This is a genomic window from Martinezella sp. CNPSo 3964, from assembly GCF_057784375.1.
Genome location: NZ_JBXSOW010000002.1, coordinates 66,536 through 83,389, shown reverse-complemented (window position 1 = coordinate 83,389; position 16,854 = coordinate 66,536). Strand labels below are relative to the sequence as shown.

The window sequence follows — 16,854 nt, the reverse complement described above, 5'->3', positions numbered from 1 at the left end:
AATCGGCGGGTTGCTGTTTGGGCAAGCCTCATGGCCGGAAATTTCAAGCGATTTCGGAGCGGAAGATGGCTCGTCACCCTGAGTATCAATATCTCGACCTGATGGCGCATCTGCTCGACCATGGTGATCGCCGGATCGACCGTACCGGCGTCGGCACCTTGAGCGGCCTCGGCGCCATGATGCGTTTCGATCTTTCGAAGGGGCAGATTCCGATCTTCACGACCAAGCGCGTCTACTGGAAGCTCGCCGTCAAGGAAATGCTCTGGTTCCTGACCGGCGACACCAATATCCGCAATCTGCTGAAGGAAAATGTACGGATCTGGACCGACTGGCCGCTCGCGAAATATCGCAAGGCGACCGGCGAAGATATCGATCAGCTTGCCTTCGAGAAGCGTGTTCTCGAGGATGAAGCTTTCGCTCTCCAATGGGGCGATCTCGGCCCGGTCTATGGCAAGCAGTGGCGGCAATGGCGTGACGCCGAGGGTCGCGTGCATGACCAGCTCGCTACAGTCATCAAGGACCTCAAGACCAATCCCAGCAGCCGCCGCATGATTTTCCACGCGTGGAATGTCGGCGAGCTTGCCGACATGGCGTTGCATCCCTGCCATATGGTCTATCAGTTCCATGTATCGAACATCGCGGCTGAGGGGGGCAAGCGGCCGCGTCTCAGTCTTATGGTTTTCCAGCGCTCCTGCGATCTGTTCCTTGGCAATCCCTTCTTTTCCGGTATCGAATCGGTATCTTCGATCGTAAGTACCGGTAATTCCACGATTCATTGAAAATGACGATAGTGTACCGGTCCTCTAGGCGAATCCCGGCGGGGTTCACAGCGCACGATGGTTACAGTGGTAGTGACGAGTGGTCGCCGACGTTACATTCCTGCTCTCCATAGAAGGCGTGCGTAGCTGTATTGCCGCAGTCCTGACTTTGATGCTCAGAGAGTGATGCCGTGTGTTTCGCTGCTCCCATCGGACATCACGCAGTCATATTGCAGTGAGTCCAATCAATCGGCGAGTGCGTAAAAATACGCATTCCCATATAAGTTGTGTTATCTTCGTCTCTTTCAATCCCAGACCGGTTGTTTTGTCCAATTTTGGGCGTCACGATCGCGTAAGACTCAAGGAAAGATTCATGACCCGTCATCCGGAATACCAATATCTCGACATCGTCGAGCACGTACTGAGCAAGGGCGACAAGCGTATCGATCGAACAGGAGTCGGGACGCTTGCTTCGTTCGGTGCGATGATGCGGTTCGATATGTCGGACGGCACATTCCCGGTTTATACAACGAAGCGCGTTTACTGGAAGACGGCGGTTAGGGAGATGCTCTGGTTCCTCACCGGCCAGACGAACATCCGGTCCCTTCTCAAGCAGAACGTCCGGATATGGACCGACTGGCCGCTGGACAAGTATCGGAAGGCGACCGGCACTGAGATCAGCCAGGAGGACTTCGAAGCTCGCATTCTCGATGACGAAGAGTTCGCACTAGAGTGGGGTGACCTCGGCCCAGTCTACGGAAAGCAGTGGCGGCGCTGGGTCGGCCCGGACGGGCGAGAGTACGATCAGATCGCGACGATCATCGAGACACTTCGGACGAATCCGGCGAGCAGACGTATGTTGTTTCATGCCTGGAACGTAGCGGATTTGGACCGTATGGCCTTAAATCCATGCCATAATTTCTATCAATTCTTTGCGAGCGGGATCCGCGGAGACATTGGGGAGCAGCCGCCGAAATTATCCCTGATGACTGGCACCAGGAGCAACGATTTGGGTCTCGGAAATCCTTTTAATGTGTGTCAACAGGCGGCGCTTCTTGCAATGGTTGCGCAGCAGGTGGACATGGTTCCGCACGAACTGATATGGGTCGGCGGCGACGTCCATCTCTACCTCAATCATATCGAGTTGGCACAGACGATCCTGAAGCGGGAACCTCGGCCGTTCCCTAAGCTTCGACTGCTTCGGCGTCCTGACAGCATCGATGGATACCGGATCGAGGACTTCGAGGTGACGGGATACGATCCGCATCCCGCCATCGAGGCACCGGTCGCAGTCTAGCGATGGCTTCGCTTCTGGCCAGCAGGCTTCTTGAAGAGCTTGAGAAAGATCGGAAGCGAGGAGAGATAATCTGGAACGAGCTTGGTTCGGTGAACCGGACCGCATATGCGCGCCGTCTCGGAGTGACGAAAAATGCTCTCCCTCTCGCAGTGTTCGCACAGTTCGATGACCTTGGCGCCAAGAAGGTCTCGACTGAAGAAACGCTGCGATCAATGCTTCTTGAAGATTTTCTAAACGGACGCGTCGTTTTTTCGAAGTCCGGGTTCATAAGCAAGCTGCACTACGCCCGGCGTGCCGGATGCAGCAATACGCAATATTACAAAGAGTTGTTCGAAGAGTACGAGGCTAAGCTCGGTGAGATCAAGACAAAGGATCTTCTTTTCGGGCTTCTGTCACGGGATTTCGCCGACGGTACTTTGAAGTTCAGTCGAGGCGGAAAGATTGACCGCACACATTACGCTACGCAGCTTGGTGTCACCAAATCGGCGCTCACACCGCACATTCCGGTGTTCGACTCTTTCGAAGGAAAGCTTGGTGGCGCCAAGCGCTATCGCGACGACGACCTCCAGCGCATGGAGGAGTGGCTCGAAGCTCGAATGGCGGACGGTACGCTTAGGGCTCGCCGTGGAGGCGGACTGGTAAGGGCGCAGTTCAAATCCGCATTCGGGATTACCCACTCCGACTTCGAGACACGGTTTCCGGAGATTAGCGCCCTCTTGGAGAAATACGACATCCTCGTCGACCAGTGCGAGGCGGCGAGAAGTGCCGAGGCCGTTCATGGCCAAGCGAAAGAGGAGCAAGCCGCGGGAAATAAAATTGCGTCACGTGTCCGAAAGCCAGATTCTGCCAGGGCGCTGCTGTCTGAAAATGCCCAGATTCGCACAAAGGTTGACGGCCTTTCCCGAGGGGCCGTTGTCCGCGCGAAAGACGATGAGGTCCATTCATCGACCGAGATGGAGAATGAGAAGCACCGTGATGGCGGAGGGCAGCCTGCAACGGAAATCAAACCGATTGGTAGTGACACAGTCTTCGCCGTAATCGACGCAGCGGTGACGGCGGATCTCGGACACGGCAAGCTTCGGCTTCTTTCCGACGGTTCCGTCGACCGCAATTTCTATCTCGCTCAGGCCTTGGTTACGGTATCGGGCATCGACGACAATGTCTTTGCTCGCTACGCGCAGCAAGTGAAGGCGTACCGCGAGCGGCACGGCACCGGCATTGCAGCAATCGCCGATGCGAAGTCGGCCCATTTTGTACCGGATAGTGCCGCCGCGACGGACAGAGATGGATGCTCTGATGTCGCGGAGGGTCGCCGGGGCGTCGCGGCACTGGATTTGAATGACCGAAGTGAAGATCGAGCCGCCGGTAACGGCTGGCCTAGTGATTTTTCGCAGGTCATCCAAGACAAGAAGGGTGGAACTGGCAGCCACCAGGATGTGCCGGACGGACGCGGTGGAGATTGGCTGGGACCTCTCCTTGTGTTCTTTCCGCAACTGAAGCGCCACCAAGAGTATCCGCCTGACAGCCCCCTTGGCCGAGCCGTATCCATTCTGAACGAAATGGTCCTCGGACCAGGGCTGCCTCGAACCGCAGACGGAGGCTTGAACAGATCTGAACTCCAGAACATACTGCGCATCGGCCGGTTGGAGCTTCCCGCCTATGATAGCATCCTTGTCGACTACGATATCGCAACAAGGTTCGTCTCGAACGATCGGTTTAGCAATGAGGAAAGGTCGAACACTCCTCCTCCGCCTCATCCTTCGCTAGTTCGCCACCAGAATTACACTCCATCCAGTGCATTTGGTCGAGCCGTCGCCGTGCTAAACGCCATGGTCAGTGGTGACGGACTGCCTCGTGCCTCCGACGGGACGTTGGACGAGATCGCCTTGGCGCGCGGCCTAGGCATAGATCATCGTGCACTTGGATCCTATCGGCACATTGTTCGCGACTACGAAGTCGTCGACAGTGCGGTGAACACGACCACTGAACAGGCGCTGACGATACCCAAAGAGGACAAGCCTGCTTCGAAGGCGGGTGCTGCCGCTGCCGCGGACGGAACTCCGGTCGGGAATGATCTTTCAAAATCGACCCTAGGCTGCGATGAAATCGAATCCGCTCCTCCATCCATTGTGACAACAGACAATGTGACATCTGCTGATGAATCACTTCGACTGAATGGTCAGGCCGCCGAGCACCTGACCGAAAAGATTCTGGAAAAGGTCGACGTCACGCCCGCCGCGGAGCAACAGTCGAACTCTGAGAACCCGCGCCTCTCGGAGCATCCGAGTCTCCGCAAGCACCAACCCGCCGAGACGATCTTGTCTCCTGCCGCGGCCGAGGTGGTCTCATACTATCCGATGTTGGAGAAACACCAACGCTACGGTCTGGACAACACCAGAGGACGACTGGTCGACATACTCAACAGCTACCTGGCGGCTGGTGGAATACCGCGCAGTCGGAGAGGAAAGATCGACCGGCGCGCTCTGACGCGGAAGTTTGGGTTCTCGATCACGGCAATGACCCACTACGTCGACATTCTTCATGACTACGAAGAGGCGACGGGGGGACTCCAGAACATTCACGAGGCGAAGGTTCCGGAAATGGAAGCGTGGCTCATTCAGTCGATGGAGGATGGAACGCTGGAGACCCGTGACGGCAGGGTTGAACGGAGAAGCTTCTACCGGCGCTTCGATATGGCTGACACAAACGCTGTACTGGTACGCAATCCCCGCGTCCTCGCTCTGATCGAGAAGTACGATCGCTTGATCGTTTCGAGCGGCTACCTCTCCAAGTCCATCGGAGCCGAAGTCGATCTGCTTGTTGCAAGTCTCCATGACAATGCCGAGATCGCCAAGACCGGATTGTCGTACAACCGCACGGCGCTTTCGTCGAGGACCGGCATTTCGATGGGCCGCATCGTTCGGTCTCCGTTTAGAGAGGTCATTGCCGAAGCGGACAGAAAGCTTCGGGCGCAGGTTGAGGCCGACGAGCTGTGTCACGTCTTCGCGGGGCGGCTCTTCTCCTTTAGGACATTGCAGGACCTCGGATGGTCCAAGCAGTTCCTCATAGGCGTAGGCAATGCCTTCCGGCGCGGTTTCCAGGCAGCCGGCCAGAATGCGGCAAAGGACGCCTACAATTCGCTGTTGGAGATGTTGCGGTTTTTCGGGTCTTCCGAGGAGCCGACTTGCCGCAAGGTGAAACACGGTCTCAGCACCGGCGGCGTCAGGTCGGTTGCTGCCGCGGACTGGACATTCGCAACTCAGTTGTACGCCTCGTGGGTTAATGAAGATCAAGAGCTGAAAGGCAGTACCCCGGACACGAAGCTCAACAACGCAACTAGGGTGATAAGGCGTGTCTCGAACTACGGCGCTCTCCCGGAACTCGATCTACCGCTCCGCGGTAAAGGAGAAAAGTCCGGGCATCGGCGGACCATCGCGCAGGGGCCAAAGACCGAGGAGGGGGTGGACGACTACCTCGCCTTCGCCACGGCGATGCTTCGCGAAGCTGCCAAGCTGCGTGAATTAGACATCGAACCAGACGACGAGGCCGGCTTCCTAAAAACCCTGCGAAAGGAGCTCACCGAAGACAAGGCCCGCCTCGACGACACGCCGGCGACGATCATCCTGCGTGTCCTCAAGCGCAGAATGACTCTGATCGAAGATGCGTTTGCCGAAGTCTACCTCCGATGGCGGCGGCACTGGGATCGCGGTCGCGAGCTGCTCGCTGTCGGCGAGGAACTGGGCGATGGCTGGGAGGAATTGCTTGTCGCGGGTTCCCGCCACGAGCATCGCCGCCGTCTCGACATGAGACGATACTTTCCCCTCGACGAACCGGACCGTGCCCTGGCCAATCTCGTCCGGCTTATCGCCGACCGCTTCGGCGGGCTATATCCGAAAGACGAGGTGACCTTTGGTAAGTTCTTCGTCAAACGAGCGCTCGAGTTCGGGGGAAAACCGCACATCGAAGGATACGTCACGCCTCATTCCGACGCCGTGGGCGCGGCGGTGATCCTCTATCTCGCGAGATCGGGAGCCAACATGGCCGTGGGGCGGACCCTTTTCGCTGGCGCGATGGAGCCTTCCGAGATCGCCGGCTGCGTGCATATCACCGGCGAGAAGGCGCGGGCTCGCGGAAAGCCGATACATGCCCATCTGGACGAACGGTCTCATGCCGTCGAGGCCATGAAATGGCTGGTCGGCTCGCTTGCGGATCTGCGCGCCACACTGGACGTGGACGAAAGCAGACTTCTCTTCGTCGGGAACTTTAGAACTCGCTCCAAACCTCTGGAGGAATATTGGATAAGAGACCTCTTCAAGAGGATAGTCGCAGGTATACCGGAACTCGCAGATCTCGGGCTGACCCCATCTATGTTGAGGCCGACGGTGCTGCTCATCGCTGCCCTCGAAGGCGACGCCAGCGCGCATGTTGCCGCGACGCTCGGGCAGCACGGACTCAACGTCAGTCAGGGCTACACGAACCATCCGCCGACCCGCTACCTGCGCGACATGGACATCCGCAAATTCATGGACAATTGGGAGACGCTGGTCGTCTACGCCGAGGAGGATGCACAGGCCCTGCTTGGCGTCCCAAAGGACGAGATGGAGAAGAGGGTGACGGCCCTTGCGGAGACCGGTCTGGGAACGCTCTGCCGCGATCGCAATGGGAGGCCGGGAAACGAGGGAAGCGCCTGCACGCAGCTCGATTGCTGGAACAATTGCCCGCAGTTGATCGTGATCGCGCGAAAGCAGGACCTCGCCTTCATGATCATATGGCGAGCCTCTCTGATTGAGGCGGAGGAGGAATGGGTCCGCGACCGGCCGGAGCGCTGGCATTCGGTCTGGCTCCCATGGCTGATCTTCATCGAAGTCGTCGAGAAAAAGATAACCTTCACCGCCATGGCGCGGGTCTGGCGCGAAGCGCAAGCCCTGGCCGATCAGGTGATGGCACATCCCAACTTCAGACACAGGAGGCCGTTCTAGTGGCGCAAAGAGTTGCCGGGCTGACCACCGCGTCCGCTCCCCGTCGTATCCTCGATCGCACGGCCAAATGGCTGGACGCTCCCTACGAAGCGGACGAATGGACGGTCAAGGACACGAAGGGAGAAGGCAAGCCGCAGACGTTCAGCTTTCGCGTGAGGCTTCCGAGCGGCAGGGTCCTGACCGACGAGCCAGAGCTCTACGCCACGGTGAAGGAGTTCGTCTTCTGGATTCGCGAGGGCAACTACACGCAGATCCACGACGCCGACAGGCACCGTCTCTATGCGGTGTCGGTGATGCAACTCGCATATGGAATCGCCGCCCGTGGACACAAGTCGTTTGCGAGACTGACTTCGGATGATGTCGACGCGATCTGTGAAGCGAGCGCGGCTGGAAAAGACGGAGTGACATCGGCTTCAAAGCTTCTTCGAGCTGCCCTTGATAAATTTCAGAGTTGGGATGACGTTCCTGGCATCTATGCTCAGAAGAATGTCTTCGACTTCAATCGCATTATTGACGACCTCCACCTTCCGCGAGACTGGGGCAGGACATCCTTGCACAGGGAAATCAACCAGGCTACGGCGCGGTTGAATGGCAAGACCTTGTTGCGATCCGGGACGGGAACCGTGACCGCCCAGAACGTTCACGTGATCACGACAGTCTTCGAGGCGATGTTTCAGTTGCGCCATTTCATGGCCGCGCCCTCGATCAATTTCATTCCTTTCCCGGAGGGGGCATCGCAGCGCGCCAGAGCTTTGGGCGCGACGACCGAGCCGACCCCGATCGCGCCGCCCGAGCTCGTCCTGAAGTTCCTTTCGGAGAGCGCCAACTACATCCAACGCAACGCGCGGGAGGTTGCGTCAAGATATCTCGTGGCTTGGCGCTCCAGGGACACCGAAGCCTGGAGCCGCGAGCTGGCGTCCGAAATAAAAGCGCAGGTCAAATGGATTGTCGCCGCGGCGTTCGTCTTGATAGCAGCGTTTACCGCGCGGCGCCTGGAGGAAATCCTGAAGCTTCGCCGTAACTGCCTGGCCGGAAACGATTTGGACGGCTGGTGGCTGAACGTCTATATCGAAAAGTCCGAACGCAAGTGGACGTGGATCCCCATTCCAAGGATCGTCGCCCGAGCGGTCGAGGCGCTGCGCGCTTTCGACGTCGACAATCCCGACGACGGTCAGAATCTTTTTACGCTGAACGATCCGGTCAGCGGCCGCCGGATTAAGCTGAAAGCGACGATCAAGGGCCTTGCCCACAAGTTCGGGGTTGACAGTTACGTGGACCGCGGTGGAAAGACGCTCGCCTGGGAATGGACGCCCCGACAGTTCCGCCGCTTCTTCGCTGTGCTGTTCATATACCGATACCACGGAAAGAAGGAGACGCTCGCCCATCACCTCAGGCACTACGATCTCGAGACGGCGAACGACTATCTGCGTCTCGACCCGGAAACGTCCGCGATCTGGCTGAAGGAGATGGCGGGCTACAAGATCTTCGTCGCGCGTCGGATCGCCGAGGGCGACAACGAACTGGTCGGCGCCATGGGTGACCGTCTGAAGAAGTTTGTTCAAAGGCTTCGCCGCAAGTTCGAGGAGACTGTGAAGATCGTTCCGGAGCGGATGGCCGCGATCGTCCTGCGCTCCATGTCGAAGCATCATCTTGTCCTGACGCCGAAGCCATGGGCGACCTGCTGCTGCCCGCATACGGAAGGGGGATGCGAGCGTGCCGTATGCAGGAAGGAAGCTGGCTTTGAGCAGGGCGCGGTCGGCCCCGATTTCGCGGCGGCCGGACCCGCGATCTGCCCTGCGTGTCCCTGGGCGCTGATCTCGCAAGGAAATGTCGGTTACATCGAGCTGGAGATCGAGGAACTCGAGGCGGGTGCGGTGCAAGCTTCGGGCATCTTCGCCGAACTAGCGTCCGAGAAGGTCGTGGTGCTTTCGAAGTACCGCGAATCCTTGAAACGCTGATGCTCAAACAAGGGGAGGAAATGTGTGGTCCAGAGCCTTTCGACACGCATAGCGGCTCGTCTCGAACTGCTGGAGAAGTGGAACAAGAACGGGGTTCCACTAGGCGTCGATCGTCCACGAAGCCTCAACGCGGCCCGAATGTGGAATGATCCCGCGAACGGTATCCTTGCCATCGGTTCGAAGACGAAGTTCACGATGACGGATCCTGATGTCGGAGTCCAGGTCAAGAAGATCAAGCGCCTGATAGACGCGCTCAATGCAAAGGAGGGCGGTGAGAAGGCCAGTTCCGCGACTAGGAAAACCTCCAAGCGAACCTACAGGCCTGAAAAGATCCGACGGCTCGAGGCTGAACACGAAACGGAGTGCCTAAGGCGCGAACTCTCCAAAGTCACCGGTCAGTGGCATGAGGTCCGTTACCGCCTTGAGGAAAAGGAGAAGAGGGCAGGGTATTTGGAAAGGATCAATTCCGAGCTGCACGACACCAACAAGGAACTCAACGAACGGATTCAACTGCTGCTTCGGCACCTACAACGCCGCGGACTGCGGGAGGTATGAGATGTCTGAGGAGCAAGCTGATACCAAGCGGACATCCGCCAAGGTCCTAGAGGAAAGACTCCGGAGACTCTTCGACGCGGACTTCGATGGGGAGGAGCCATTGTGGACGCGGAAGGGCCTGAGCCGCCCATGGCTCGCCCGCCTGATCGGCTGCAAGGCCGCCACGCTGAGTTCCAGTCCCCGGTTGAAAAGGCTGGTCGGCGGATGGGAGGGGCCAAGGATCGAATCGAGGCGGCAACGCGCTTGGCAGTCGTCGCCGAAAGAGGCGGACAACGTCGTGCTGCTACGATTGCCCAGGCAAGACGGACGGATAATCAGCTCCACCGTCAAGCTCCACAAGCATATCTGGGAGGTTCCGACGCTCGTCTGGCCGTCCGGTCTCGACGAGGAGGTCAACGACTGGTTCCGATATCTCATCGTAAACCTGAAAAGGGCTTGGTCGACGGTGGAGGAGACGGCGAAGCATATGAGGCAATTCATAAAATATCGCCGAAAGAGGCGGGTTCCTCTCAGGGCGGTGAATGACGACTTCCTTCTGAACTGGCAGGGAGATTTACGCGAAGGGGATACGAAGAAGCCGCGGCGGAATGCTCTGTTGCGGACTGTCCACTCCTTCTTCAAATGGGCCGAAGAGCACGGCATCATCAGGCATATGATTCAGATCGGCCGCCCCAGCGCCTATGCGGAATCCATGCTTGCCTACGAATTTCCAATCTCGTCCCATGAGGTCACTGTCCTCACATCCAAAGGTCGGAAGCGGGTATTCTGGGTGTGGCCATTCCTTGAAAAGGGCGACGGCACGAAGTACGGGCGCAGATACACTCCGACCTTCAAGGAGATCGACCGCATCTACGCCTTCACTGACGTCCAGCGCCATGGCATGCGCAACGTCCTCATCATGAACTGGGCACTGCGGACCGGAGCGCGGGTGAGCGAAATCCTCTCGATCCGGCTGCAGGACCTTCCGGCTACCGAAGAAGAAATCGCCGAGCTGATTGAAAAGGACCAGTGGATCATCAAGCTCAGGAAGCGCAAGCGACGATCAAACGGCGGCGTCTTGTATGCTCCGGCGGACCTAATCTGGGACACGCTCAACCACATTCGGAACGAGCGGCAGGAGATCGCGTCGGCGAAGGGCGGGAAGGAATCTGATGCCGTGTTTCTATCACAGCGGGGTTCTCCTCTCGTGCCCGACAGCGTCTCCCGCATATGCGCCGAGCTGTTCCGGGCAGCCCTGGTGTACAACGCGAACATCCATCGGCTTCGAGCGAGGTTCGCACACAACGCGGTGGAACTGACTCTGCGGCACCTGGAAGAGGCCGGCGTTTCCCTCGATCCTTCGTCTGGGTGGCACGAGACCGCATTGATCATCACGGCGCAGGTCATGGGACACAGTTCGCCGCGTTCTCTTGCGCCATATCTGCACGACATCGTGTTTCGACGAGCGGAGGAAGCCCGACTCAAGTCGCAGGACGCGGCCGCTGGCTTCGACGCCGCCAGTCCGGCGCGCAGGCAGGATCTGCTCGATACCGTCGAGAGCGCACGGAAGTTCCTGGAAGGAGGCGAGGACGGCAAGGCTTGGACGCTGCTCCGTCGTGTGACGAACGAGATCGACCGCGCCAGGCTCTTCGAGGATGCCTGGACGATTGCCGCGTAACCACTGTCTGGGCGACCTCTCTAAGGGGTTGTTCCCGCAGACGATCCGCGAGGAATGTCTCCACTAACCGATTACAGAGTACAGCTCTACACCCGGATATATTCGCGCATCGGCTCGGCAGCCGCGACGACGGTTTGAGCCGGTCGCGCTCCGCATTCAAGAGTCCATAAGGCGGTTAGCGAAGTCGCTTCCGCATTCCACCCCCCTGCTGCAACGACCCCAAATACGGGTTCAACCGACCTCTTCGAGGACATGTCTCTCATGGGGAGTCCAAAGTTTGGGGCAAGCCAGTTGCGTTGGTTCAGGGTGCCAAACTCTCAGAGAAGCGTGGTCTCGCTAGCGAGCCTGTCGTGCAGTTTGGATACTGAACCACATTTCTGGACGAGATGGCTGAGCTACTTCAGGAGTGCTGCGCTCTCCGCATCATAATCGTTCTGAAGAAAATCCGTCTGGATTCCCCATCCTGACTTCGGTCCCGGCTCGATGAATGAGATGCCCTTCGCCGAATAGTGGCGCATGAGTTTTTCAACGCTCGCGATACCGGCACTACCATTTTCCGCTTTGAAAATCGTCTTCGCACTGATCTCGGAATCGTCAGCGACCTCGGCCTGTGTCTGACCGAGGAGAAGGCGAGCAGCGACGAGTAGGCGTGGCGGCGGTCTCATAAGGATTGAGTGTCATCAAATCCCCCAGTGTGCAAATAATTGTTGACATATACCAATCCATGGCACAAAACGACAAATAAATCGTCAAAATATACCAATGAGTCGCACAAGGACTCGATGTCCTTTGACGACGCCGAATCGATGTCAACGAAGGAGCCGATCGACCATGTTCCAATGGATAGACAGCCGCGCAACGGAGCGCCTGCTTGAAGATATTCGCCGAGTGAACGCAGGAGAGTTTGAACTGAGCGATATTGCCAATGCGCCGTTCCTCCATGGCTATCGGGCCGTCCTTGGGCGCGCCTACGCGTTGTCGGGAATTGTAAGTGGCCATCCTCGACTCCAAGACGGCAAAGAGATCATTACTAGCCAGCTCTTCTACCTGGATCCCGATAAGGGAATCGCCCGGACAATGAACAATTGGTATCGCCTCTCCAAATGCGATCAGAGCAGGGGGAATTAGAATGCGGTTCGTTGATGCAAAGCTCAGAAACCAAAAGCTCTCGAAGGATGCCGGCGTGTTCCTGGCTGGGTGCGGTCTTGCTCGCGCTGCGAAAGCCATCGGACGGCTCCGTTGTAGCATCAATGGCTTTCTGGTCTTTGTTGTTCCTCCGGGACATCGTGCCGAGGAGTACAAGGCCGCCGCATTGGTAATCCTCGACGCCGTGCGCGATAGATGGGCGGATGACTGGGTTGATAAGGAGATTAGGGTGCGTCTTGCGAACCCGGTTCGAAGAAAAGGCACTCTCCACAGGCCGACATCGATCTTCGATCTGGAAGGCCTCGACATTCTGGTCGCAAAAAATATCGCCGAAGTTCCGAAGGAAGTGCGCTTTGCGGCGACCGCTGTTCTGTTCGTCGAACCACCGACCGCACAGCACATCAATGCCGCCAGGCGCATATCGGGGAAGGCCCCAATCTCAGATGTCGTTGCGTCCGAGGTGGCCAAGCGTCCTCAGAATGTCATTCTCGCGACGGTCCTGAAACAGACCTTCGCCGAAGATGCGTTCAATGAGATTGACGATCTCGGCAGGTTGGACACGGTTGGTCCCAGTCTTTTCGAATTGCCGGGGTACGACGAGGTCAAGCCTTGGGCTAGGGACCTGGTGGAGAATGTTTCCCGCTGGCGCCAACGGAAGCTCGAATGGAAGCTGGCTCGAGCAGGGATCCTCGTTTCGGGGCTTCCTGGAACAGGCAAGACTCTATTCGCTTCGGCGCTGGCAAGTGCGCTTGAGATGAGGCTGGTCTCCGTAACTGTCGGCGCCTGGCAATCGGCTGGTTCGCTCGATGACATGCTTGCAGCGATGCGGACGACCTTTGAAAGCGTGAACGACGGAAAGGGCGCCGTTCTTTTCATCGACGAAATCGACGCGATAGGCACGCGGCTCGCCCGACCATCGGGACATCATAACGACCAGTATTGGCAAGTCGTGGTCACGGATTTCCTGACGCTGCTGTCAAGTCTCGGCGAAGGCGTCGTCGTGGTCGGTGCCACGAACTATCCTGACTGGATTGACCCCGCGATATTGCGCGCCGGAAGGATTGACGACCACTTTACGCTTTCCCTGCCCGATAGGCTGACGAGGGCTAAAATCCTTAGCTATCACGCGGGTGGGCTACTGCCCCTCGAATCCTTACTCGACATTGCCGAGGACCTCGAGGGAAAGCCCGGTGCGGATCTCGAGCGGTTGGTTCGCGATGCTCGCACGGCCGCAAGGAATGATAACCGAGAACTGGAACTGCGCGACCTGGAGGCCCAGCTTCCGGAGAAATCGCTCTATACTCCAGAGCAGTTGCTCAGGCTCGCTGCACACGAAGCTGGGCATGCCCTTGTTGCGCTCGGTCTTGGTCACGCGACCGCTGCGACGATCGAGATTAAGTATGCCTTCGACCCGAATGCGGATGATTTTGTTGGCGGGCTCACAACATACGAGCTGATACCCGACTATTTTCCGACGGAAACGACCCTGTTGAATCGGATTGCTACATCTTTGGCGGGAATGGCTGCCGAGTTTGTCGTGTTCGGTGATCGATCGGTGGGGTCAGGTGGCTCGATGGGCAGTGATGTCGAGCGGGCGACCGCCATCGCAAGGCGCATGATAGGAAGCTATGGATTTGGCAGGTCTCCGATTTTCATGGGGACCGTTAAGGACCTCGGTGACAAACCACTTCCGGAGAAGATGGAATCCGAAGTCGCGCAATCCCTCGAGAAGCAGTGGAAGCGAGTACTTGCAATGCTGAAGGAGGAGCGCGAACGAATCCTTACACTGGCAGCCGATGTCGTAACGTACGGCACAGTGAAGATTGAGCGGAGCGGATTGGCGAAGGCGGCTTAGAGCTGGGCGGGCAGCCGCGCCGACGCGTTTGGGACGTCGGCGGCCCATTGATCGCAATTTCGTACTGCGACGATGAACTCGTGGTGGAGTCGGAGCGCTAACATGCCGAAAGCCAATTTGTCACATGATAAACGGGACGATGACGGCAAGGCTGAGAAATCGGGGCCGATTGGCGGATCGGAGTCAGGGGGCGAAAGGTCCAGTGACCCGCCGCCAAAAGCGAGACTTCCGGGCCAGATCGAACGCAAAATCGTAGGTCAAGGCAAACGCAGGGAAGCCCTCAAGAAGTGGAAGAAAGACAAGGACTAACCAAATCCGTTCGGCCCGCTCGGGGCCCTTTGCGCACAGAATAGACCGGTGTGCCCGGTCGCTTTGGATTCATGACAAGTAGCTTTAATGCTCGATGGGACTTATCCTGTCGACGCAGGGGCTGGCTACTGCTTCCGCTCGAGCCCGTGCGGTGATTGGTCATTCTCAATCCATGATGGACTGACGATTGCCGCCATCGGTAGGCGGGAGCAGGTGCGTCGCCTAGCTCCGGGTGTTTCGATTGGAATTGATCGAATCTCATCTAACTGCAGCCGGTGGCCTTGGATCGCTGGTTCAAAATTGTTGTGGGAAGACGTTCAAGGTTCGTCACGAGCCTATCTGTCACGGACTTTGCCGCCATGGTGCATTTTCGCTCATTCCGAGCGGACTTTTTTGGAGGAACTTTGCGACGGGATCGGCATTCATTTCCTTGTTGCTTGGATTCAGAGACAGTCTGGAATGCTGAAGGAGGCTACTGTGATCAAACCGCTGATTTTATTTGGCCTTGTGTTGATGCCGACGGCGACCTTCGCGCAATCAGCCGATCTTGAAACAACCTGCAAAATCGTGGCTAAGAACTTCTTCCTGTCGGAGAGCCTCGCAATTGGCGCCGTCCAATCCTTTCCGGAACTGAAGCCGCCTGGCGTGCGGATGGCTTATTCTACCCGTCAAGGGACGTCCCCTGCGGAAATGACCGACACTTTCGAATGCGAATTCGACAAGCCCGACAAACCCCACAATCTCGCCAAGTTCTGCGTATCAACAATCTGCTATACGCCTGGTGATAGCGATGCTGATCGCAAACGACGCTTCGAGGAGATGCGCATTCTCCTGCAACGAGCTGAGAAGTAATCACGGAGCCGAGGCGGCCACGAAGCGGCGTGTGCTATCGACTGAGTTCACGATCGCCTGAGATATCGCCAGCTTGCCAAGCTGCCAAAGAGCTGAATGCTCCCACCGCAAAGCATGGCTGCAATAAAGCCTGCGGCGGGTTCGCGCAGGAATGCGTAGACCGATCCGAGGGTGGCCACGCCGATGGTTGCGCCAACCATGCGAGCGACGTTGATCAGTGCGCTTGCAGTTCCGGCGCGTTCGGGGGCGACGCTGGAAACCGCGACTGCTGTAAGAGGTCCTGTCGCCATGCCCATCCCGATGCCGGTCAGGAGCAGACCAAATTCTTCCCCGATCAGAAAATCGTAAGCAAGTGCGACGCCGAGCAGGAGGTTTCCCAATCCTATTGTCGTCAACCCGATGCTAATGGTGTGCCGTTTTCCCAGATATTCTGAAAAGAAGCCGGAGAAAGGTGAAATCGCCACAAAGCTGAGCGCCATCGGCAGGAGTGCCAGTCCGACCCCGGTTGGAGCCAGCCGATCCAGACTGAGGGACGCGAATGGGAACAGAAAAAGTGTCCCATACATGCCGAACGTCATTGCGGCCGTTCCGGCCATCGCACCGTTGAACTGCCCAGTGGAAAACATCGATACCGGCATGAGAGCTTGCTGACCCAGGCGCCGTTCCGCCACAACGAAGAGCGACAGCAAACCGAAGCCGCAAAGCGCCAACAGGATGGTCCAGATGACCGGAAAATGCGAGGACTGAATTGCTGCAAGGGTGATGCCTGCCAGGGAGGCTATGCCCAACAACTGCCCAGGCGCATCGAAGGTTCTTCCGTCTCGGTCCGCACTTTCAGGAACCCAGCGCAATGCGCCGATAGCGGCCATTACACTGATCGGAACGACGACGAGGAAGACGGCGCGCCATCCGAAATTGTGGATCAGATAGCCGCCAAGGGTTGGACCGATGGCAAGCGACATGCCGTTGCAGCCGGCCCAGATGCCGAGGGCTCGGCCACGAATCCGCTCGTCGGGATAAATCACTCGAATGAGGGAAAGCGAGGCTGGTATCAGGAGGGCTGAGCCCAACCCCGTTACCGCTCTGGCGCCGATCAGGATAGCGGTCGTTGAAGCCAAGGCGCATCCAAGGCTTGCGATTGTGAAGATGATGCAGCCGATCGTGAAAATCAGGCGACGTCCATAAAGATCGGCAAGTAGGCCGCCGCTGATGAGAAGGGCGGCGTAGACAAGGTTGTAGGCATCGACGACCCATTGCAATTGTGTCACTGAAGCCTGAAGACTCTTGCCGATCGGCTGAACCGCCAGGTTGACAACCGATGTGTCGACTTGCGCAACGATCACGCCCAGGCAAAGAACGGTGAGGGAGGCGGGGTAAAACTTCGAGTGTAGCGCATCGTGCTGTGTCTGCGATTGCATGACGGTTCCTCTCGGAAGCAAACGTAGTGCGACTTGATTGGTTTCATTTTGAGGGCGTCGAAGAATCGCA

General features: G+C 57.8%; 11 protein-coding genes and 1 pseudogene. 10 read left to right on the top strand and 2 right to left on the bottom strand.

Annotated elements, in window-relative coordinates; translation table 11 throughout:
• Positions 1–65 precede the first annotated feature (65 nt).
• The 6 genes and pseudogenes from thyA (AC13Q5_RS07025) to AC13Q5_RS07000 all read left to right on the top strand — a co-directional run.
• Positions 66–719: pseudogene (gene thyA / locus AC13Q5_RS07025) on the top strand (thymidylate synthase); the annotation flags it as partial.
• A 412-nt stretch (positions 720–1,131) separates the two neighbouring features.
• A complete protein-coding gene (gene thyA / locus AC13Q5_RS07020) occupies positions 1,132–2,055 on the top strand; it encodes a thymidylate synthase (protein WP_488501251.1) in 924 nt (307 codons plus the stop codon).
• A gap of 2 nt (positions 2,056–2,057) precedes the next feature.
• A complete protein-coding gene (locus AC13Q5_RS07015; protein WP_488501250.1) occupies positions 2,058–7,034 on the top strand; it encodes a hypothetical protein in 4,977 nt (1,658 codons plus the stop codon).
• Positions 7,034–8,992 carry a hypothetical protein gene (locus tag AC13Q5_RS07010; RefSeq protein ID WP_488501249.1) on the top strand — a complete coding sequence of 653 codons (1,959 nt, stop codon included), beginning with the start codon at positions 7,034–7,036 and terminating at the stop codon, positions 8,990–8,992. Before AC13Q5_RS07015 ends, AC13Q5_RS07010 begins: the two co-directional genes overlap by 1 nt.
• Before the next feature lie 24 nt (positions 8,993–9,016).
• The gene (locus AC13Q5_RS07005; RefSeq protein ID WP_488501248.1) at positions 9,017–9,547 is read left to right on the top strand and encodes a hypothetical protein; all 531 of its coding nucleotides are present in this window, start codon (positions 9,017–9,019) and stop codon (positions 9,545–9,547) included.
• A 1-nt stretch (position 9,548) separates the two neighbouring features.
• Positions 9,549–11,204: a tyrosine-type recombinase/integrase gene (locus AC13Q5_RS07000; RefSeq protein WP_488501247.1), complete on the top strand. Its 1,656-nt coding sequence runs from the start codon at positions 9,549–9,551 to the stop codon at positions 11,202–11,204.
• 395 nt (positions 11,205–11,599) lie between these two features.
• On the opposite strand, the gene AC13Q5_RS06995 is transcribed toward AC13Q5_RS07000, so the two are convergent.
• Entirely contained in the window at positions 11,600–11,869 is a 270-nt protein-coding gene (locus AC13Q5_RS06995; protein ID WP_488501246.1) for a hypothetical protein, read from the bottom strand.
• A gap of 166 nt (positions 11,870–12,035) precedes the next feature.
• On the opposite strand from AC13Q5_RS06995, the gene AC13Q5_RS06990 reads away from it, so the two are divergent.
• The 4 genes from AC13Q5_RS06990 to AC13Q5_RS06975 all read left to right on the top strand — a co-directional run bounded on the left by AC13Q5_RS06990 (position 12,036) and on the right by AC13Q5_RS06975 (position 15,366).
• Positions 12,036–12,332 carry a DUF6634 family protein gene (locus AC13Q5_RS06990; protein ID WP_488501245.1) on the top strand — a complete coding sequence of 99 codons (297 nt, stop codon included), beginning with the start codon at positions 12,036–12,038 and terminating at the stop codon, positions 12,330–12,332.
• 1 nt (position 12,333) lies between these two features.
• On the top strand, positions 12,334–14,205 hold the full coding sequence (locus AC13Q5_RS06985) for an AAA family ATPase (RefSeq protein ID WP_488501244.1): 1,872 nt from the start codon (positions 12,334–12,336) through the stop codon (positions 14,203–14,205).
• A 102-nt stretch (positions 14,206–14,307) separates the two neighbouring features.
• Positions 14,308–14,514, top strand: coding sequence for a hypothetical protein (locus tag AC13Q5_RS06980; RefSeq protein WP_488501243.1), 207 nt, complete (start codon positions 14,308–14,310; stop codon positions 14,512–14,514).
• A 477-nt stretch (positions 14,515–14,991) separates the two neighbouring features.
• The gene (locus tag AC13Q5_RS06975; protein ID WP_488501242.1) at positions 14,992–15,366 is read left to right on the top strand and encodes a hypothetical protein; all 375 of its coding nucleotides are present in this window, start codon (positions 14,992–14,994) and stop codon (positions 15,364–15,366) included.
• 47 nt (positions 15,367–15,413) lie between these two features.
• Here the strand turns inward: AC13Q5_RS06975 and AC13Q5_RS06970 are convergent, their stop codons facing one another.
• A complete protein-coding gene (locus AC13Q5_RS06970; RefSeq protein WP_488501241.1) occupies positions 15,414–16,784 on the bottom strand; it encodes an MFS transporter in 1,371 nt (456 codons plus the stop codon).
• Positions 16,785–16,854: the final 70 nt, after the last annotated feature.

Bases quoted from the DNA above. Each gene is read 5' to 3' on its own strand.
- AC13Q5_RS06985 (WP_488501244.1), top strand. From the start codon at position 12,334: ATGCGGTTCGTTGATGCAAAGCTCAGAAACCAAAAGCTCTCGAAGGAT.
- AC13Q5_RS07015 (WP_488501250.1), top strand. From the start codon at position 2,058: ATGGCTTCGCTTCTGGCCAGCAGGCTTCTTGAAGAGCTTGAGAAAGAT.
- AC13Q5_RS06995 (WP_488501246.1), bottom strand. From the start codon at position 11,869: ATGAGACCGCCGCCACGCCTACTCGTCGCTGCTCGCCTTCTCCTCGGT.
- thyA (WP_488501251.1), top strand. From the start codon at position 1,132: ATGACCCGTCATCCGGAATACCAATATCTCGACATCGTCGAGCACGTA.
- AC13Q5_RS07000 (WP_488501247.1), top strand. From the start codon at position 9,549: ATGTCTGAGGAGCAAGCTGATACCAAGCGGACATCCGCCAAGGTCCTA.
- AC13Q5_RS06990 (WP_488501245.1), top strand. From the start codon at position 12,036: ATGTTCCAATGGATAGACAGCCGCGCAACGGAGCGCCTGCTTGAAGAT.
- AC13Q5_RS06970 (WP_488501241.1), bottom strand. From the start codon at position 16,784: ATGCAATCGCAGACACAGCACGATGCGCTACACTCGAAGTTTTACCCC.
- AC13Q5_RS06980 (WP_488501243.1), top strand. From the start codon at position 14,308: ATGCCGAAAGCCAATTTGTCACATGATAAACGGGACGATGACGGCAAG.